The organism is Enterococcus sp. DIV1307a, assembly GCF_050537425.1.
GTDB classification, from domain to species: Bacteria; Bacillota; Bacilli; order Lactobacillales; family Enterococcaceae; genus Enterococcus; species Enterococcus faecalis.
Window position 1 is genome coordinate 1613180 of sequence record NZ_CP172914.1, and the last position, 15303, is coordinate 1628482.

Below are 15303 nucleotides of genomic sequence, written 5' to 3' on the forward strand. Positions count from 1 at the left end.
TAAATCAAAACTCTGCCTGTGTCAGTTTGATTTAGTCCTTTTATTATGGAATTTTGGTAGAAACTGGGGGACTTTTGATGTTTAGTTATTTTAAAAATAGTATTGTGAATACGCTAGATTTTCTTAAAGGGACAACGGCGTATTTTCGCGATGTGCTCTTGATGCACGGATTTATGTTATTCGTTCTATTGCCTTTATTGACAAGTTTGTCCAAATTGGTACTCAAAGAAGGTGGGATTGATTATATTTCCTACGATAACTTAGGGGCAATTGCTACGCAACATCCCTATGTCCTTTTGACTTTTCTACTAATTGGGCTGTTAATTTTATTGGCACTCTTTTTTGAATTTACCTTTTTATTGCTTAGTGTCTATTTTATTAAGAAAAAGCAAGCAATTACTCTAACGCAATTATTGCACGGCACCTTGCTTCAGATCAAAAAAGTTCGAGGAATTACCTTTCTGTTTTTCCTGGCATATTTCTTTTTGATTTTACCATTAAGTGGGTTAACCTTCCGCTCTTATTTATTAACAAGAGTTAAGATTCCAGCCTTTATCTTAGATTTTATTTTTGCAAATCGCGTCATTATTATTATTGGTTTCGTATTGTTAGAACTGATTATCTTATATTTAGCGATTCGACTTGCTTTTGCCCTTCCAGAGTTGATTTTACGTGATGTTGGTTTTCGTGAGTCTTTAAAACGTAGTTGGCAAATTACAAAGCGGCGCTTTTTCCAGATTTTAGGGCAATTTATTATCATTGGAGGAACTGTTTTAGGGATTTTTACGGCTGGCTATTTCTTGATATTTTTAGGTCAAACCGCCGTCGAAACATTTAAACCTGAGTGGTCTTTACCTAGCGCTGTCATCGCTATGACGCTCCTTCAGGTTATGATGCTCTTAAACTTGGTGTTGTCTAGTGTTGCTATTTTTTACATTATTGTTGATGATATGGAGGATGAAGGGATTTTGCCTGACACGCCAGAATGGTTCACCCCGAAATCAGAGGTTCGGGTAGAATGGACCACCTTCAGAGTCGTTCTTTTTTGTTTGATTGCAATCATCTTCGGAATTGGTGTAGGCACCTATAATACGAATTACCTAAGTCATACACCTGACCGAAAACCGGTTACCATCTCCCATCGTGGTGTTAATGGTAACAATGGCGTTCAAAACACCTTGGATTCTTTAATCGAGACCAATAAGGCAAAACCTGATTATGTTGAAATGGATATTCAAGAAACCAAAGACCATCAATTTATTGTCATGCACGATTTTAATTTACGGGCGTTAACGGGCGTTAATAAACGACCGAATCAATTAACACTTAAAGAATTAACGAATATGAATGTCACAGAAAATGGTCAAACTGCTAAAATGGTTTCTTTCGATGATTATTTAGCCAAAGCCAATCAATTAAAACAACGTTTATTAATTGAAATCAAAACCACGCCTCAAGATAGCCCTGATTTAGTACAGCGCTTTGTCAAACAATACCGTGAAAATATTTTAGAAAACGGCCATATCCTTCATACCTTAACCTATGATACGGCGATGGCCTTAAAGAAAGAAGAACCACGCTTTTATGTAGGTTACGTTATTCCTTTCAACATTGTGGGACCGCCTAAAATGCCAGTTGACTTTTTTACTATGGAATACAGTACAATGAATCGTAACTTTGTAAATGCCGCTCATCATGATGGGAAAAAAGTTTATGCTTGGACAGCAAATGATGAAGATGTTATGACACGAATGATTTTTTATGGCGTCGATGGCATCATTACCGATCAGCTCAGTCTACTGAACGAAACAATGAAAACCGATTTAGAAAACCCAACATACTCCGATAAACTGTTGAATTTCGCTATTGGAATGGGTTAAAAAAAGAGCCAATCTGCTGAGCAGATTGGCTCTTTTACGTTCATGTTAGTTGTTTTTACCAAAAATTCTTAAGAAAGCTAAGAATAAGTTGATGAAGTCAAGGTATAATTGTAATGCGAAGAAAACGGCCATCCCAGTACCTGCTTGATCACCTGTTTGCGCATAGACTTGGCGAATACGTTGGTTATCGTAAGCAGTAATCCCTGAGAAAATTAGGACCATTAAAATGGAAATAAAGAATTCTACAGCATTACTGTGTAAAAGGAACATATTTAGCAACATCGCAATGATAATTCCGATTAAGGCACTATAAGCGGCATGACCAACTGCTGATAGGTCTTTCTTCGTAAAGACACCTACTAATGACATCGCGCCAAAGGTAGCTGCTGCACTTAAAAATGCGCCGGCCACTGTTCCACCAGTATACATTAATAACGTCACGGATAAAGTGACACCATTTAATAATGCATACGCAACAAATCCTGCAATCGCAATGGTTGGATTCTTCTGTGCTTTTGCGCCTAGATATAAAACTAAGCCAATTTCAACAAGCCAAATCATCCAAAAAGCTAAGCTTGATTGGAATAAAGTAGCTAGAACAGGTAAAAAGACAGTTGTCATGGCATAAGCCATAATTGCGCTAATACCAATTCCTAACGCTAAAAATCCGTAAATTTTGGCATAAAATTTATTCAAACCTGTGCCAGTTTGGATATACTCTTGATTATTCATAAGTTAAAGTCCCTTCTTTCTCTGTTAGTTCATCAATCGTCACTTGGGGTGGTTGAACCATCACCACTGCATCTAACACGCGATTTTCTTGCTCATTAACAGCCTCAACTGAAATGGTAATCACATCTTTCATTTTGTCGACTTTGATTACTTCTAATTGGAAAGTCAATGTTTCGTAATGAAAAACGGGTTCCACAAAGTTCACAGAGAAATTCACAACATGTGAACCTGGTCCTGGTAAATGTTTTGAAATCGCACTAGTGATAATCCCCATCAGCATAATTGATGGTACGATTGGTTTTTCATATTCTGTTTTTTGGGCATAATCATGTTGGATATATAAAGGATTCGCATCATTGGTCAAGCCCAAGTAAAGTAATAAGTCCTTGTCTTCAATTGACTCTGTCAAGGACAACGAATCTCCCTCTTCGATATCTTCGATGGTTTTGCCTAATTTTCTCGGTTTTCCGATATTCAAATTAGTACACCTCCGTTATTGATAAGATAATTGTACCAAAATGTACTTAAAAGGCAAGCTAAAAAGTAGTCCTTAAAGGATGTTTAAACAAAACCAACTTATCTACCATGCTAGCATTCTAAAAACAAACAACGGAACAGGAGCAGCTTCTTATTTTTTGAAGCCAGATACCCCTGTCCCGATTTTTTTTATGTTCTCTTATAAAACGTTTCTAGTTGTGTTACTTAGTAATGTTTCGTAGGCTTGTTCAAATTTCTGAACGTCGCCAGCGCCCATAAAGACAACCACTGCATTTTCAAAATCTAGTAAAGGCGACACATTATCTTCGGTAATTACTTGTCCACCTTTTTGAATTTTTTCACCTAAATCTTCAATGCGTACCTCGCCTTGTGTTTCACGCGCAGAGCCAAAAATATTACATAAGAATACTTCATCTGCTAAATCCAGTGCTTCAGCAAATTCATCCATTAAGGCAATTGTTCGTGTAAATGTATGTGGCTGGAAGACAGCAATAATTTCTTTATCAGGATATTTTTGACGAGCGCCATCAATCGTTGCTTTAATTTCAGCTGGATGGTGCGCATAATCATCAACAATAATCATGTCACTGACTTTTTTCTCGCTAAAACGACGTTTTACACCTTTAAAACTTAGCATTTCTTCTGCGACTTTTTGCATATCAAGTTTTTCAAAATAAGCCACAGCAATCACACCTAGCGCATTCATGATATTGTGATGGCCAAATGCTGGTAAGACAAAATGACCTACAAAATCATCCTTGTGATAAACATCAAAAGATGAGCCTTCCGTTGTTCGTTGAATATTTCGGGCTTGGATATCATCCTCTTCGCTGACGCCATAATAATATACTGGCACTTCTGATTCTAACTGACGAAGATACTTATCATCACCATAAGCAAAAATTCCTTTTTTGACTTGATGAGCCATTGTTTGGAACGCTGAAAAAACGTCCTCAATGCTCTTGTAGTAATCTGGATGATCAAAATCGATATTCGTCATAATCGCATAATCTGGTGAATAAGCCAAGAAATGACGGCGATACTCACACGCTTCAAATGCAAAGAAATCAGCATCTGGTTCGCCGTGGCCAGTGCCATCCCCTATTAAATAACTAGTTGGATTGATACCACTTAATACATGTGCTAGCAAACCAGTCGTACTTGTTTTCCCATGTGACCCTGTTACAGCAATGCTTGTGTACGGTTCGATAAAACGAGCAATGAAATCGTGGTAACGAATTACTTCTGCGCCTAATTCGATGGCGCGGGCGATTTCCTCATGGGTATCTGGAAAAGCATTTCCAGCAATAACAATCATGTCTTTATCAATATTATCTGCATTAAATGGTAAAATAGGGACACCTGATTTTTCAAGATCCCGTTGTGTAAAGAAATACTCTTCTACGTCTGATCCTTGAACGTTGTAGCCTTTTTGGTGTAAGACCAACGCTAATGAGCTCATGCCAGAACCTTTAATTCCGACAAAATGGTATAATTTGTTCTCTTGATTTCCCATTATAATCCTCTTCTCTGTCACTATATAAAACATACCTTTTTTAAAAAAATTTCAATCATACGAGATTCATTATCGTATAAAACAAAAAAATAATCAACTATTAAAACAGAATAAAAAACTTACATGTTTCAATTCCACATGCAAGTTTCATCTCTTAACTAAAATATTTACTGTTTTCTAATACAGAACTTGAATCTTCTAGCATCCCACTTAATGGTTTATCCAAGATGCCCTTTTTCTTTTCTTCTGTCACAGGTGCTTCCGGCTCCACTTGAGCATTCGCTTTAGCTAATTTTTTCCCATAAGCCGTTTGACTTTTAGCATTTTTCTTTGCGGCATTCAAACGGGAACGCGAACGTAAATCCAACGCATCTTCGCCAAAACGTTCTAAGTCTGGTTTGATTTGTTGATATTGTCGTCTAGTTAAAGGAATCTCAGGTTCTGAGGTTGGAATATTAAATTTCCGCACCGTTGGATCTTCTTCCGTATCTTTCACTTGAAAAGCCGTTGGTTCATCATCAAGAATGACATATGAACGCCGATCTTTTTTCATTGCTTTTAGCAACTCTTCTTCAGTAAAACTAGGTTCCTGTTCCTCAGGAATCACAGAAGCCGGGATATATTTAGGAACAAAATAAGAAGGTGTCGTTTTCTGCACTAATGGTGATGCGGCAGGTCTACTTGGTTTCGCTACGACTTCTTTTTTTTTATACGTTTGTGTCCAGCCATTTCCTTTTGGCGTCCCAAAAAGGCTATTATTTTTTTTCGTTGCTTGTTTATTTTTCGTTGCTTTACTAGCATGTTTTGTGTAGTCTGGCAAATTAGAACGATGACGTGCTAATTGCTCTTGTTGTGCTGCTGTTAATTGTTGTGTTTGTTTATTTGTAGTTGATTGATTCGTTGTTGGTTGTTGGACGGATGGTGTGCTTTGTCTGGTATCTTCGGCAGATGTTGCAGTTCTTCTGCTACCTGACATTGCTTTACCAATCAGATCATCTTGAAATAAGTTACGTTCATTATCTGTTGGTAATTTTACGCCCTGTTCATCATCATATGCTGGAAAACGGAAATGTTTTCTCTTCACTTGAGCATTATCCATTGCGGTCATTCCTTTTATTTTTCTTTCTCATTAGTTTAACACATTCTCAATGAATACTAAAGAACTTGCCTGAATTTTTAAGAGAACAAAAAAAGAAACCTCCGTTTAAAAAGGTTTCTTTTTTGTTTATTTATCTAGTTGTAATTTGGCAAAGTCCGCTTTGACTTGAATGAATGACTGAAACAATTGTAAAAACTGAAAGAGTCGCGCCCGATTTTCAAATTCACTTCTTGTTTGCGGCAATGGTTTTGTGCGATAGGTTTCATAAACGGTCTTAATTCGATTCATAATTTCTTGTCCATCATTATTCTCTGCAAATGTTTCTGCCGTATATTCCAACAATTGTTGAATATAACGAACTTGTTGCGCATCAACAGTAATATCTTCTAATAATTCCAACATGTTTTTTAGAATATTACTTTGCATTTTTCTCATCGCAAAGTACTCTAAATAATACGTATTGGTAGACAGCAATTGATTCTCGGCATGATTTTTGGCCCACGTCTCGCCTGTGCGAATAAAGGTTTTTAAATCTGCACAATGCATGACCAAATTTCGCTCTCCTGCAGCGTTGTTTAAATGTAGCGCCATTTCCCTTAAAATTTTACGAAACATTGTTTCAATGACTTCTTGGTCTTCTCTTAAACGTTTTTCTGTATCAGGCATATAAGAATTAGCTAATAACGCTAGTCCCACACCAATACTCATTAATAAAAACTCATTTCCAATAATCGCCCAAGAAAGATTTTTTTCGACTAAATAATGAGTTACCAAAACGGAACTCACAACAATCCCATCAGATAATTGAAAATACACAGCTGCTGGAATAAATAATAACAAAAAAATACCAAAAGCAATCGCTGTAAAACCTAAAAAAGTAAAACAAATATACGCTAAAATAGTTGCTAAAGCTAAGGATAACAAACGATAAATCCCTGTCATGACAGATGTTTTTTTCGTGCTAGTAACACTTAAAACCGAAATAATCCCTGCCGAAGGGGCATAAAGTAATCCCAGTTTTTCCGCAATAATCATTGCTAATGCAGCGCTAATGGCTGTCTTGACTGTTCGTAAACCAATTTTCATGCATACTCCCCTTAAAAAATAATAATTCTTCACTTTTCTCTAGTAATTTTACCTCTATTTCGGTTATCATTAAAGAGAAAAGTTATTTAGGAGCGAATATTTATGATAGTGGGTCGATTTCGTTTAGGCATGCGAACGTTAAAAACAGCAATTGCTGTCATGCTGTGTATTCTTTTATTTCAATTTTTCCATCGTGGCTCACCTATGATTGCCTGTTTAGCAGCTGTTTTTTCGCTAAGACAAGATTTAAATACTAGTTTGTCTTTTGGAAAATCGCGCATTATTGGAAACACATTGGGTGGCTTTTTAGCTTTGCTTTATGTATTAGCACAAGATTATTTTCCTAATCAACACTTAGTAGAATTACTGCTACTACCACTTTTAGTCATTATCGTCATCGTTGTTTCTGATGGGATTAATAACAATGCTGGAATCATTTCTGCAACTGCGACACTTTTAATGATTTCTTTAAGTATTCCGCAAAGCGATTCCTTTCAATATGCAATGGAACGTGTGTTGGATACATTCATTGGGACCTTTATAGCGATTGGTTTAAACGTCTTTTTACAACCTAAGCCAGCAGAAGAAGCCCATGAAATTTCTGAAGATTTAGCTGAATTAGAAAAGAAAGAAAAAGAACTAGAAGCTTTACGCCAACAAGTTCAAGCGCGGATTGCCGCAGAAGAAAACACTGACGACAAGGCAAATAAATAAAGAAACAGCCGATTGAAGAGAACAACAATCGGCTGTTTCTTTATAGTTCCCAATTCATTTTTGCTTGAAAGTTGGCGGCTGCGCCAATCAAGTTGGCATCATTTTGATAATGGCAGGTCACGATTTCTGGAACAAAATCTTTTAATTCAAAGGTTTGTAAATGCGTTAGCATCCGGCGATTAATCTCTGCTAATAAGCCTTCTTTAGCAGAAACACCGCCTCCGAGTACAATCATTTCAGGATCATAAGAAAACTGTAAGCCGAATAATCCTTGTGTTAAATAATCATAAAAATTATTGACTTCTTCGCGAGCAACCTCATCCCCTCGTTGTGCCAGTTCAAAAACTTCTTCTCCTGTCACCGCCTGTTTTTCGACTCCAATTCGTTCACAATAGCGCTGAGCCATTTTGACAGCTGTGCCAATTTCACTGAATGTTTGGCCATTACTTAAAAAGTTCAGTCCAAACTCGCCTCCATATAAATGAGCGCCTTTGTACAATTCGCCATTGCGAAAAATCGCTCCACCAATTCCTGTCCCAATAACGACAAAAAGCACTTCTTTTTTTCCTTTCGCTGCGCCTTCATATATCTCAGCTAAACCAGCACAATTCGCATCATTTTCGATAGTCACTGGTAAGCCAAACAACGCTTCTAATTCTTCATAAATGTTAAAATGATGAATATATGGAATGGCGGAAATCCCTAAAATCTGTTGACTTTTTTCGTCAACTACTCCAGGTGAACTAAAAGCAACACCACTAATCGACTCATTTCTTTTGTCTGCATAAACCGAATATAAATGCGCTTTCATTTCTTCCCAAGAGCCAGGTGTTGGAAAGCTCCCTTGATTTGTTAATTCTTTGCCTGTCCAAACGCCGTATTTCACGGAAGAACCGCCAAGATCAAATGCTAAAATTGCCATATTTATCCATCCTTTTCTACTTCTGTTTTCTTATTTCTTCGATACGTATACGGTCCATGATAGGTCTCATCAGGATTTTTCGTCAAGCGAAATTTCAACGGAACATAGTCAATGCCGCCTTTAACAAAAGGATGACATCGTAAAATCCGTGCTACCCCCATCGTTGTTCCTTTGACACTTCCATGTGTATGAATTGCATCAATCATATATTGTGAACACGTTGGGTAATAGCGACAACGTGCAGGCAATCCTGGAGAAATAAATCGTTGATAAAAACGAACACCGCCGATTAACGGATTTTTCATAAAGTGCCTTCTTTCTAACTAATTCTTACTAAAGAATAGCTTGTTTTTTCATGTTTGGCAAGTCTTAGTTACGAGAAATTACACCAGGTGCACCTATGACGAATTCTTACATTTCTGTTGCTATCCAAATGAAAAAAAACGTGCTACACTATAAAAAAAGGAATGGAGGCTTAGTAAATGGGATTAAAATTTGAACGTTCCAATGACTTAGATAAACTCTTCGATTCTTTCGCCGTTGATCCATTAAAGAAAGAAGTACCTCTTGAAGAACTGGCAAAACAACGACAAGAAGCAAAAAAAGAAGAAGCAAAAAAACAAGCAAAAGAGTAATTTTGCTTGTTTTTTTCTATAGAAACTTTTCAATTGCTGTCCAAGCTGCTTCTTTTCCTTCTTTTGTTTCAGAAGAGAAAATAATAAAGTCATCTTGTTTATCAAAATTCAAGGCTTTTTTGATGACACTCTCGTGTTTGTTCCATTTGCCCCGCGGAATTTTGTCTGCCTTAGTTGCCACAATAATAACTGGCAAATCATAGTATTTCAAAAATTCATACATTTGGATATCATCTTGGGTCGGCGGATGACGTAAATCAATTAAAGAAACGACTGCACGTAATTGCTCACGTTGCGTGATATACGTTTCAATCATTTTTCCCCACTTCGCACGTTCTGTTTTAGAAACTTTGGCATAACCATAGCCAGGAACATCCACAAAGTGTAAGGCATCCTCAATTAAATAAAAGTTTAGCGTTTGCGTTTTACCAGGTTTACCCGAAGTTCTTGCTAAATTTTTACGATTAATCAAGGTATTAATAAAAGATGATTTCCCAACGTTCGAACGTCCAGCTAAAGCAATCTCCGGTAACTGAGATTCAGGATATTGTTTAGGGGATACCGCACTAATCACGATTTCTGCATTATGTACGTTCATTGTTTTCCTCCGTTCTTCTGTTCAGTCTTTCATTCAAAAGCTTAACAAAAACAGCTCTTTCGGAGATCCGCCGAAAGAGCTGTTTTCAGCTTCAATCTTATACAGCTTCTTTATCTTTTTTGTTATAAATAATTGTTGGTTTACCGGTACCTTCAGCGGCCATTTTAGTAATGATAACTTTTTCAATGCTTTCATCTGAAGGAACATCAAACATTACGTCCATCATAATTTCTTCAATGATTGAACGAAGTCCGCGTGCGCCAGTATTACGTTCAATGGCTTTGGCTGCGATGGCTTTTAATGCTTCTGGTTCAAATTCTAATTTAGTGTCATCAAGAGACAATAATTTTTGATATTGTTTCACCAAGGCATTCTTCGGTTCTGTTAAAATTCGAACTAAATCATCATTCGTTAATTTATCAAGCGCAGCCATTACAGGTAAGCGTCCAATAAATTCTGGAATTAAACCAAATTTCAATAAATCTTCTGGAATAATATGTTGCATGATGCTTTCTTCTTCATTTAAAGCAGAATTAGTTTTACCAAAACCAATAGTTTTTTCGCCTAAGCGGTTTTTAACAATAGTTTCAATTCCATCAAATGCTCCACCAACGATGAAGAGAACATTCGTTGTGTCAATTTGGATAAATTCTTGATGTGGATGTTTGCGGCCCCCTTGTGGTGGTACACTTGCAACTGTTCCTTCAAGAATTTTTAGTAAGGCTTGTTGAACACCCTCACCTGAAACATCTCGAGTAATCGAAACATTTTCACTCTTACGGGCAATTTTATCAATCTCATCAATATAGATAATGCCCTTTTCCGCACGTTCAACATTATAGTCAGCAGATTGTAGTAATTTTAAAAGGATATTTTCAACATCTTCCCCTACATAACCTGCTTCTGTTAAACTGGTCGCATCAGCGATTGCAAAAGGTACATTTAATGTTTTTGCTAACGTTTGAGCCAAGAAAGTTTTACCTGAACCTGTTGGTCCAATTAAACAAATGTTACTTTTTTGCAATTCAACTTCATCTTGAGTTGCAGCTGTTTCTGATTGATTCACACGTTTATAGTGATTGTAAACAGCAACAGAAAGTGTGCGTTTTGCACGTTCTTGTCCAATAACATATTCATTTAAAACATTTAAAATTTCTTGGGGTTTTGGCACATCCGTTAATTCTCGGACTGCTTCATCATAAAATTCTTCATCAATAATCTCTTTACATAGATCAATACATTCATTACAAATATAGACACCCGGACCAGCAACAATTTTTTTTACTTCTTCTTGTGTTTTCCCACAAAATGAACAACGAACGGTCCCGTTATTATCCGTATTGTCGTACATGTTCGTCACCCCTCTAAAAATCAAAAAATGACTGTCATCACAGTCTCTCATCATAATAGCACAAACCACTTTAAAATGCGAACATCTCAGATAGAAAGTTTTATTGTTCTTAGACTTCTTATGGTATACTACATTATATAAAAGCACTTTCATAAAAAGTGATTGTGTTGAAACAAATTGGAGGAATTGTGATGTTAGAACAAATTTTACTAGGTACCTATACTCGAAGAGCCAGCCAAGGCATTTATAAAATTGCATTAGATACGACACAAGGTCGTTTAACAGAAGCGACACTTTTGTTAGAAGAAACGAGTCCTACCTATCTTGCTCTGAGTCAAAAGGGCGAACTTTTTAGCGTCACTAGTGTTGACGGTGAAGGTGGCACTGCCGCTTATCAACCAGAAATGGACCATTTTAATTTATTGAATAAAGTAACTGAAGAAGGTGCACCGCCATGTTATGTAGCTGTTGACGAAAACCGACAACTTGTCTATGCAGCAAATTATCACCAAGGTATCGTTCACGTGTATCGTATCTTAGAAGATGGTGCTTTGGAAGATGCTGACAAAGTGATTCATACAGAGCCAACTGGTCCTCATGAAAATCAAAACAATGCCCATGTTCATTACACAGATTTGACGCCTGATCAACGCTTAGTCGTCTGTGATCTAGGAACCGATCGCGTGTATACGTATAATGTTAGCTTAGATGGAAAGCTTTCTGAAATCGCTCAATTCGTGACTGAGCCAGGGACTGGTCCACGTCATTTAGTGTTCCACCCAACAAAATCATTGGCCTATCTATTTGGTGAGTTAGATAGCACTGTTTCAGTTCTTTCATATGATGAAACAGATGGTTCTTTTACTGAATTACAAAAAGTTTCTACTTTGCCTGCTGATTATGATGCGTTTAATGGTGGTGCTGCAATTCGTATTTCTTCTGATGGCCGTTTCCTTTATGCTTCAAACCGTGGCCATAACTCAATTGCTGTCTATGCTGTTTCAGAAAATGGCGAAGCGATTGAACGAATTCAATTAATTTCAACAGAAGGCGATATTCCGAGAGATTTTGATTTAGATCCTTCTGAAGATTTCATCGTTGTTGCTAATCAAGACTCTGATAACTTAACACTTTATCGTCGGAACCAAGAAACAGGCTTATTAGAAATGATTCAAAAAGATGTTGCTGTTCCCGAATGTGTTTGTGTTTTATTTGTATAATTAAGTTGACTATTTCCTTGGAAAATAACAGGAGTCAGATGCTAAATAATTTTTGCATCTGACTCCTGTTTTCTTATTTTAAACGATGGATTGGTTCTCCAATTCTTTAACGTATAAATAAAAAGAGCCAAAATCTAAGCGATTCATTTGTAAAGATTCATGAATTTTTGTGAACCCTTTACTTTCGAAAAATCGAATCATTCTATGGTTAGTATGATTAGTTTGAGCATACATTTTACGTCTTCCTTCCCAGACTGCTCGTTTCTCCAATTCATGGAACAACAAACTGCCATAACCCTTGGCAATATAATTAGGCGAAGTTGCAAAGCGCTTTAGCCAAACAAAGTCTTGTTCCTGCTCCATACAGAACGTTGCCATTGAAAAAATCATTTCTTCGTGCATTAGCAAATACAACCGTTTTTTTGTAATGTCTTCTTGGATATCTCCTTGAGAAGGATAGTCCTTTGTCCACTGTGTAATGCCCACAACATCCATGTATGCCTTTACTTCTGTTAAAAATTGAAGAATCATCGGTAACTCTTTCTCATCAGCCACTCTAATTTTCATTGTTTATTCTCTTAATAAGGTAACAATAGAATCGACAAGACAATCACACTAATAATGCCAATGATGGTCGGTACACTCGTCCGTTTTAAAATTCTGATGGGACTAACTCCTACTGTTGATGCGACAATCATGACAACTGCTGCTACAGGAGAAATCGTTCTAGTTAAATTCGCGATCATCTGCATTGGCAAGGAAATTAAAATACCATCAATCCCAGCTTTTTCGGCAATTCCAGGGATTAGTTCGATAACCGCATAAAACATTGCCAGTCCACCACCGCTTAAAATTCCAAAAAGGGTCGTTGCACCGCTGAAAATTAAGGTCGTGACAATTCCTGCTGAACTTGATGCTTCGACAGATGCCATAATACTATCAATAATTCCTAACGTTTGAATCGCAGACGTGAACAATGAACCGCCTACGACAAGCATCACAACTTGACTAAACCCTTGCCCCATTCCTTTAAACATCTCGACAGCCGTATCTTGAACCTTTTTAAAAGATTTCAAGCGAAGCGTCTCAACCGATACAGCGATGAAGAAAGAAATAAATGTAAGAACAAAAATATCCATCGTTATTCCTTTAATAAACATTCCTGCGATTCCCACTCCAACAATTAATAATAGCGGTAATATTGGCAATATTGCATAAAATTTAGGAACATCAAATTCTTTTTGTTTGCTTAAGCCTTCTTCATTTAATGAGACATAGGCAGCATCACCTTCTTTTTTATCGCAGTATTTTTGCCAGAAGTACTGTGCAACCGCAATGATTAATAACGATGGCAGCGAAATTTTGGCATTCCATACAACATAATTTAACACATCATAACCAAGGGTATTTGCGGCGATTACGTTATCCGCGCCTAAAGGTGTTGGCATGATAGTTGCCGTCATTGCAATCACACCTGCAGCAGTTAATGATGAAATCCCCATGCTGGCTAGCATCGGATATAATATAGACATTAAAATAATCGCTAAGCTTGATGCACTAGGAACTACCAGTGACATTAAATTTCCAATTAAAAAGACCACAGGGACAAATAACGATTTACGTTTAATCTTCATTAATGGTTTCACCAAAAAGTTGACAGCCATCTGATTGGCCCCGATTGCATTCATATAGCCTGAATAACCAAAAAGAATCATAATTACAATTCCTGCTGAACTCACTTGTGCAATAATTGTATCTTTAAACTTCAAGAAAATATCAAATAATCCAAAACCGGTTCCTTCCCCTGCAGGATAAATGGGATGTCCTAACATCCATGCACATGCAAGTAGAACAAGCGCACCAATAATTAAGCTGAGTGCGGGATGATAATTTTTTACAATCAAATAGGCTACAACAACTAAAACGACCAATACCAATAAACTTTCAATCATACTTATCCTCCTTCAGTTAATTAACCGCTTTCATTTTTTCGACAACCCATTTTTGAAAAGCTTCAACGTTTACATCTATACAGGCAACGGCATTCGTGTTTTTATGATACTTCATTTTTAAATCCGCAACAGTAGCTCCCGCAGCTGGACCTTCCAAAGCAACTTCAATGAACGTTTCAGTTGTCTCAAATAATTCTGGTGAAGTTAAATAGGCAATCGCACAGACATCATGCATTTTCAAACCTGTAGTTAAACTGCCGCCTCTATAATGACGGAAAAGACCATAAAACATTTCCCCCACTCTACCAAGCGCTCTGATGGCTGTTACTTCATGATTCGTTAACACAGCTTGACTTGTAACATCTAATCCTACCATTGTTAGCGGGACACCTGATTGGAAAACAATTTGTGCAGCGTGTGGATCGACATACGTATTAAATTCGGCACTTGTATTTGTATTTCCCCTTGCTAATGAGCCACCCATCATGACGATTTCTGCAATATTTTCTTTGACTTCTGGATAGAGGGTCAGTAACAAAGCAATATTCGTTAATGCAGCAATTGGAACAATGGTCAAAGGAACATCACTAGACAGAATTTCTTTTCGCATAGCTTCCACTGCATGAATATCTAAACACGTAGAGATAGGTTGCGGAAACTCAAAGCCATCCATGCCAGTCTCCCCATGAATCTCAGCAGAATCTTCCAATTGAATAAGTAACGGACAATTACACCCCTTGGCTACAGGAACCTTTTTCCCAAAAAAATCGACAAGTTTCAAGGCATTATTTGTTGTTTTTTCTACATCTACATTCCCTGCAACCGTCGTTATTAAGCGAACTTCTAGGTTAGGATGATTCAGTGCAATCGCTAAAGCTACAGCATCATCAATTCCTGGGTCCGTATCAATAATGATTGGTCTTTTCTTTGTATCCATTTTTCTTCCTCCATTCACATTTAGGAAAAACATTTCCGGAAACGTTTTCTTAATTTGAGATTAACAGCGCTTTCATTAAAAGTCAAGCAGAATTTCTAAATAATAAATAATTAGGCTTTTTCTTGACTTTCTGCTTTTAGAATGCTTACTATAAAAAAGAGTT

16 protein-coding genes are annotated in these 15303 nt (G+C 37.0%); 4 read left to right on the forward strand and 12 right to left on the reverse strand.

Features of this window, described 5'->3' with window-relative positions:
• The first annotated feature begins 77 nt into the window (after nt 1-77).
• Nucleotides 78-1880, forward strand: coding sequence for a glycerophosphoryl diester phosphodiesterase membrane domain-containing protein (locus IGL90_RS07845; protein ID WP_002377127.1), 1803 nt, complete (start codon nt 78-80; stop codon nt 1878-1880).
• Nucleotides 1881-1925: 45 nt separating this feature from the next.
• Here the strand turns inward: IGL90_RS07845 and IGL90_RS07850 are convergent, their stop codons facing one another.
• The 5 genes from IGL90_RS07850 to IGL90_RS07870 all read right to left on the reverse strand — a co-directional run bounded on the left by IGL90_RS07850 (nt 1926) and on the right by IGL90_RS07870 (nt 6811).
• Nucleotides 1926-2612, reverse strand: a complete 687-nt coding sequence (locus IGL90_RS07850; protein WP_002357165.1) for a Bax inhibitor-1/YccA family protein — start codon at nt 2610-2612, stop codon at nt 1926-1928.
• Nucleotides 2605-3090 (reverse strand): MaoC/PaaZ C-terminal domain-containing protein, encoded by a 486-nt coding sequence (locus IGL90_RS07855; protein ID WP_002357164.1) that lies wholly within the window; start codon nt 3088-3090, stop codon nt 2605-2607. Before IGL90_RS07855 ends, IGL90_RS07850 begins: the two co-directional genes overlap by 8 nt.
• Before the next feature lie 198 nt (nt 3091-3288).
• Nucleotides 3289-4626, reverse strand: coding sequence for a UDP-N-acetylmuramate--L-alanine ligase (gene murC, locus IGL90_RS07860; protein WP_002357163.1), 1338 nt, complete (start codon nt 4624-4626; stop codon nt 3289-3291).
• Nucleotides 4627-4780: 154 nt separating this feature from the next.
• Complete coding sequence (locus tag IGL90_RS07865; RefSeq protein WP_002360064.1) at nt 4781-5734, reverse strand: hypothetical protein; 954 nt, start codon at nt 5732-5734, stop codon at nt 4781-4783.
• Nucleotides 5735-5851: 117 nt separating this feature from the next.
• The gene (locus IGL90_RS07870) at nt 5852-6811 is read right to left on the reverse strand and encodes an aromatic acid exporter family protein (protein WP_002360063.1); all 960 of its coding nucleotides are present in this window, start codon (nt 6809-6811) and stop codon (nt 5852-5854) included.
• Between the two features lie 102 nt (nt 6812-6913).
• On the opposite strand from IGL90_RS07870, the gene IGL90_RS07875 reads away from it, so the two are divergent.
• Nucleotides 6914-7525 (forward strand): FUSC family protein, encoded by a 612-nt coding sequence (locus IGL90_RS07875; RefSeq protein WP_002365791.1) that lies wholly within the window; start codon nt 6914-6916, stop codon nt 7523-7525.
• Between the two features lie 40 nt (nt 7526-7565).
• Here IGL90_RS07875 and IGL90_RS07880 read toward each other — a convergent pair whose 3' ends face one another.
• Both IGL90_RS07880 and yidD read right to left on the reverse strand, forming a co-directional pair.
• A complete protein-coding gene (locus IGL90_RS07880; RefSeq protein ID WP_048737301.1) occupies nt 7566-8447 on the reverse strand; it encodes an ROK family protein in 882 nt (293 codons plus the stop codon).
• Between the two features lie 2 nt (nt 8448-8449).
• On the reverse strand, nt 8450-8752 hold the full coding sequence (gene yidD / locus IGL90_RS07885) for a membrane protein insertion efficiency factor YidD (protein WP_002357157.1): 303 nt from the start codon (nt 8750-8752) through the stop codon (nt 8450-8452).
• A 177-nt stretch (nt 8753-8929) separates the two neighbouring features.
• On the opposite strand from yidD, the gene IGL90_RS07890 reads away from it, so the two are divergent.
• A complete protein-coding gene (locus IGL90_RS07890) occupies nt 8930-9082 on the forward strand; it encodes an SPJ_0845 family protein (protein ID WP_002362024.1) in 153 nt (50 codons plus the stop codon).
• 16 nt (nt 9083-9098) lie between these two features.
• On the opposite strand, the gene yihA is transcribed toward IGL90_RS07890, so the two are convergent.
• Entirely contained in the window at nt 9099-9680 is a 582-nt protein-coding gene (gene yihA, locus IGL90_RS07895; protein WP_002357155.1) for a ribosome biogenesis GTP-binding protein YihA/YsxC, read from the reverse strand.
• A gap of 97 nt (nt 9681-9777) precedes the next feature.
• Entirely contained in the window at nt 9778-11031 is a 1254-nt protein-coding gene (gene clpX / locus IGL90_RS07900; RefSeq protein ID WP_048737302.1) for an ATP-dependent Clp protease ATP-binding subunit ClpX, read from the reverse strand.
• A 191-nt stretch (nt 11032-11222) separates the two neighbouring features.
• Here clpX and IGL90_RS07905 point away from each other — a divergent pair, with 191 nt between their 5' ends.
• Nucleotides 11223-12251, forward strand: coding sequence for a lactonase family protein (locus IGL90_RS07905; RefSeq protein ID WP_048737304.1), 1029 nt, complete (start codon nt 11223-11225; stop codon nt 12249-12251).
• Between the two features lie 78 nt (nt 12252-12329).
• Here IGL90_RS07905 and IGL90_RS07910 read toward each other — a convergent pair whose 3' ends face one another.
• Genes IGL90_RS07910 through rihC form a run of 3 tightly spaced genes read right to left on the reverse strand, consistent with a single transcriptional unit; the run spans nt 12330 to nt 15173 of the window.
• Nucleotides 12330-12818 (reverse strand): GNAT family N-acetyltransferase, encoded by a 489-nt coding sequence (locus IGL90_RS07910; RefSeq protein ID WP_048737305.1) that lies wholly within the window; start codon nt 12816-12818, stop codon nt 12330-12332.
• 11 nt (nt 12819-12829) lie between these two features.
• A complete protein-coding gene (dcuC, locus tag IGL90_RS07915) occupies nt 12830-14203 on the reverse strand; it encodes a C4-dicarboxylate transporter DcuC (RefSeq protein WP_048737306.1) in 1374 nt (457 codons plus the stop codon).
• 16 nt (nt 14204-14219) lie between these two features.
• Nucleotides 14220-15173, reverse strand: a complete 954-nt coding sequence (rihC, locus tag IGL90_RS07920) for a ribonucleoside hydrolase RihC (protein ID WP_002383111.1) — start codon at nt 15171-15173, stop codon at nt 14220-14222.
• Nucleotides 15174-15303 lie beyond the last annotated feature (130 nt).

What these genes read in the sequence shown, in the direction of transcription:
- IGL90_RS07845 (WP_002377127.1), top strand. Translation starts at nt 78, where the DNA reads ATGTTTAGTTATTTTAAAAATAGTATTGTGAATACGCTAGATTTTCTT.
- IGL90_RS07850 (WP_002357165.1), bottom strand. Translation starts at nt 2,612, where the DNA reads ATGAATAATCAAGAGTATATCCAAACTGGCACAGGTTTGAATAAATTT.
- murC (WP_002357163.1), bottom strand. Translation starts at nt 4,626, where the DNA reads ATGGGAAATCAAGAGAACAAATTATACCATTTTGTCGGAATTAAAGGT.
- IGL90_RS07865 (WP_002360064.1), bottom strand. Translation starts at nt 5,734, where the DNA reads ATGACCGCAATGGATAATGCTCAAGTGAAGAGAAAACATTTCCGTTTT.
- IGL90_RS07870 (WP_002360063.1), bottom strand. Translation starts at nt 6,811, where the DNA reads ATGAAAATTGGTTTACGAACAGTCAAGACAGCCATTAGCGCTGCATTA.
- IGL90_RS07875 (WP_002365791.1), top strand. Translation starts at nt 6,914, where the DNA reads ATGATAGTGGGTCGATTTCGTTTAGGCATGCGAACGTTAAAAACAGCA.
- IGL90_RS07880 (WP_048737301.1), bottom strand. Translation starts at nt 8,447, where the DNA reads ATGGCAATTTTAGCATTTGATCTTGGCGGTTCTTCCGTGAAATACGGC.
- yidD (WP_002357157.1), bottom strand. Translation starts at nt 8,752, where the DNA reads ATGAAAAATCCGTTAATCGGCGGTGTTCGTTTTTATCAACGATTTATT.
- IGL90_RS07890 (WP_002362024.1), top strand. Translation starts at nt 8,930, where the DNA reads ATGGGATTAAAATTTGAACGTTCCAATGACTTAGATAAACTCTTCGAT.
- yihA (WP_002357155.1), bottom strand. Translation starts at nt 9,680, where the DNA reads ATGAACGTACATAATGCAGAAATCGTGATTAGTGCGGTATCCCCTAAA.
- clpX (WP_048737302.1), bottom strand. Translation starts at nt 11,031, where the DNA reads ATGTACGACAATACGGATAATAACGGGACCGTTCGTTGTTCATTTTGT.
- IGL90_RS07905 (WP_048737304.1), top strand. Translation starts at nt 11,223, where the DNA reads ATGTTAGAACAAATTTTACTAGGTACCTATACTCGAAGAGCCAGCCAA.
- IGL90_RS07910 (WP_048737305.1), bottom strand. Translation starts at nt 12,818, where the DNA reads ATGAAAATTAGAGTGGCTGATGAGAAAGAGTTACCGATGATTCTTCAA.
- dcuC (WP_048737306.1), bottom strand. Translation starts at nt 14,203, where the DNA reads ATGATTGAAAGTTTATTGGTATTGGTCGTTTTAGTTGTTGTAGCCTAT.
- rihC (WP_002383111.1), bottom strand. Translation starts at nt 15,173, where the DNA reads ATGTTTTTCCTAAATGTGAATGGAGGAAGAAAAATGGATACAAAGAAA.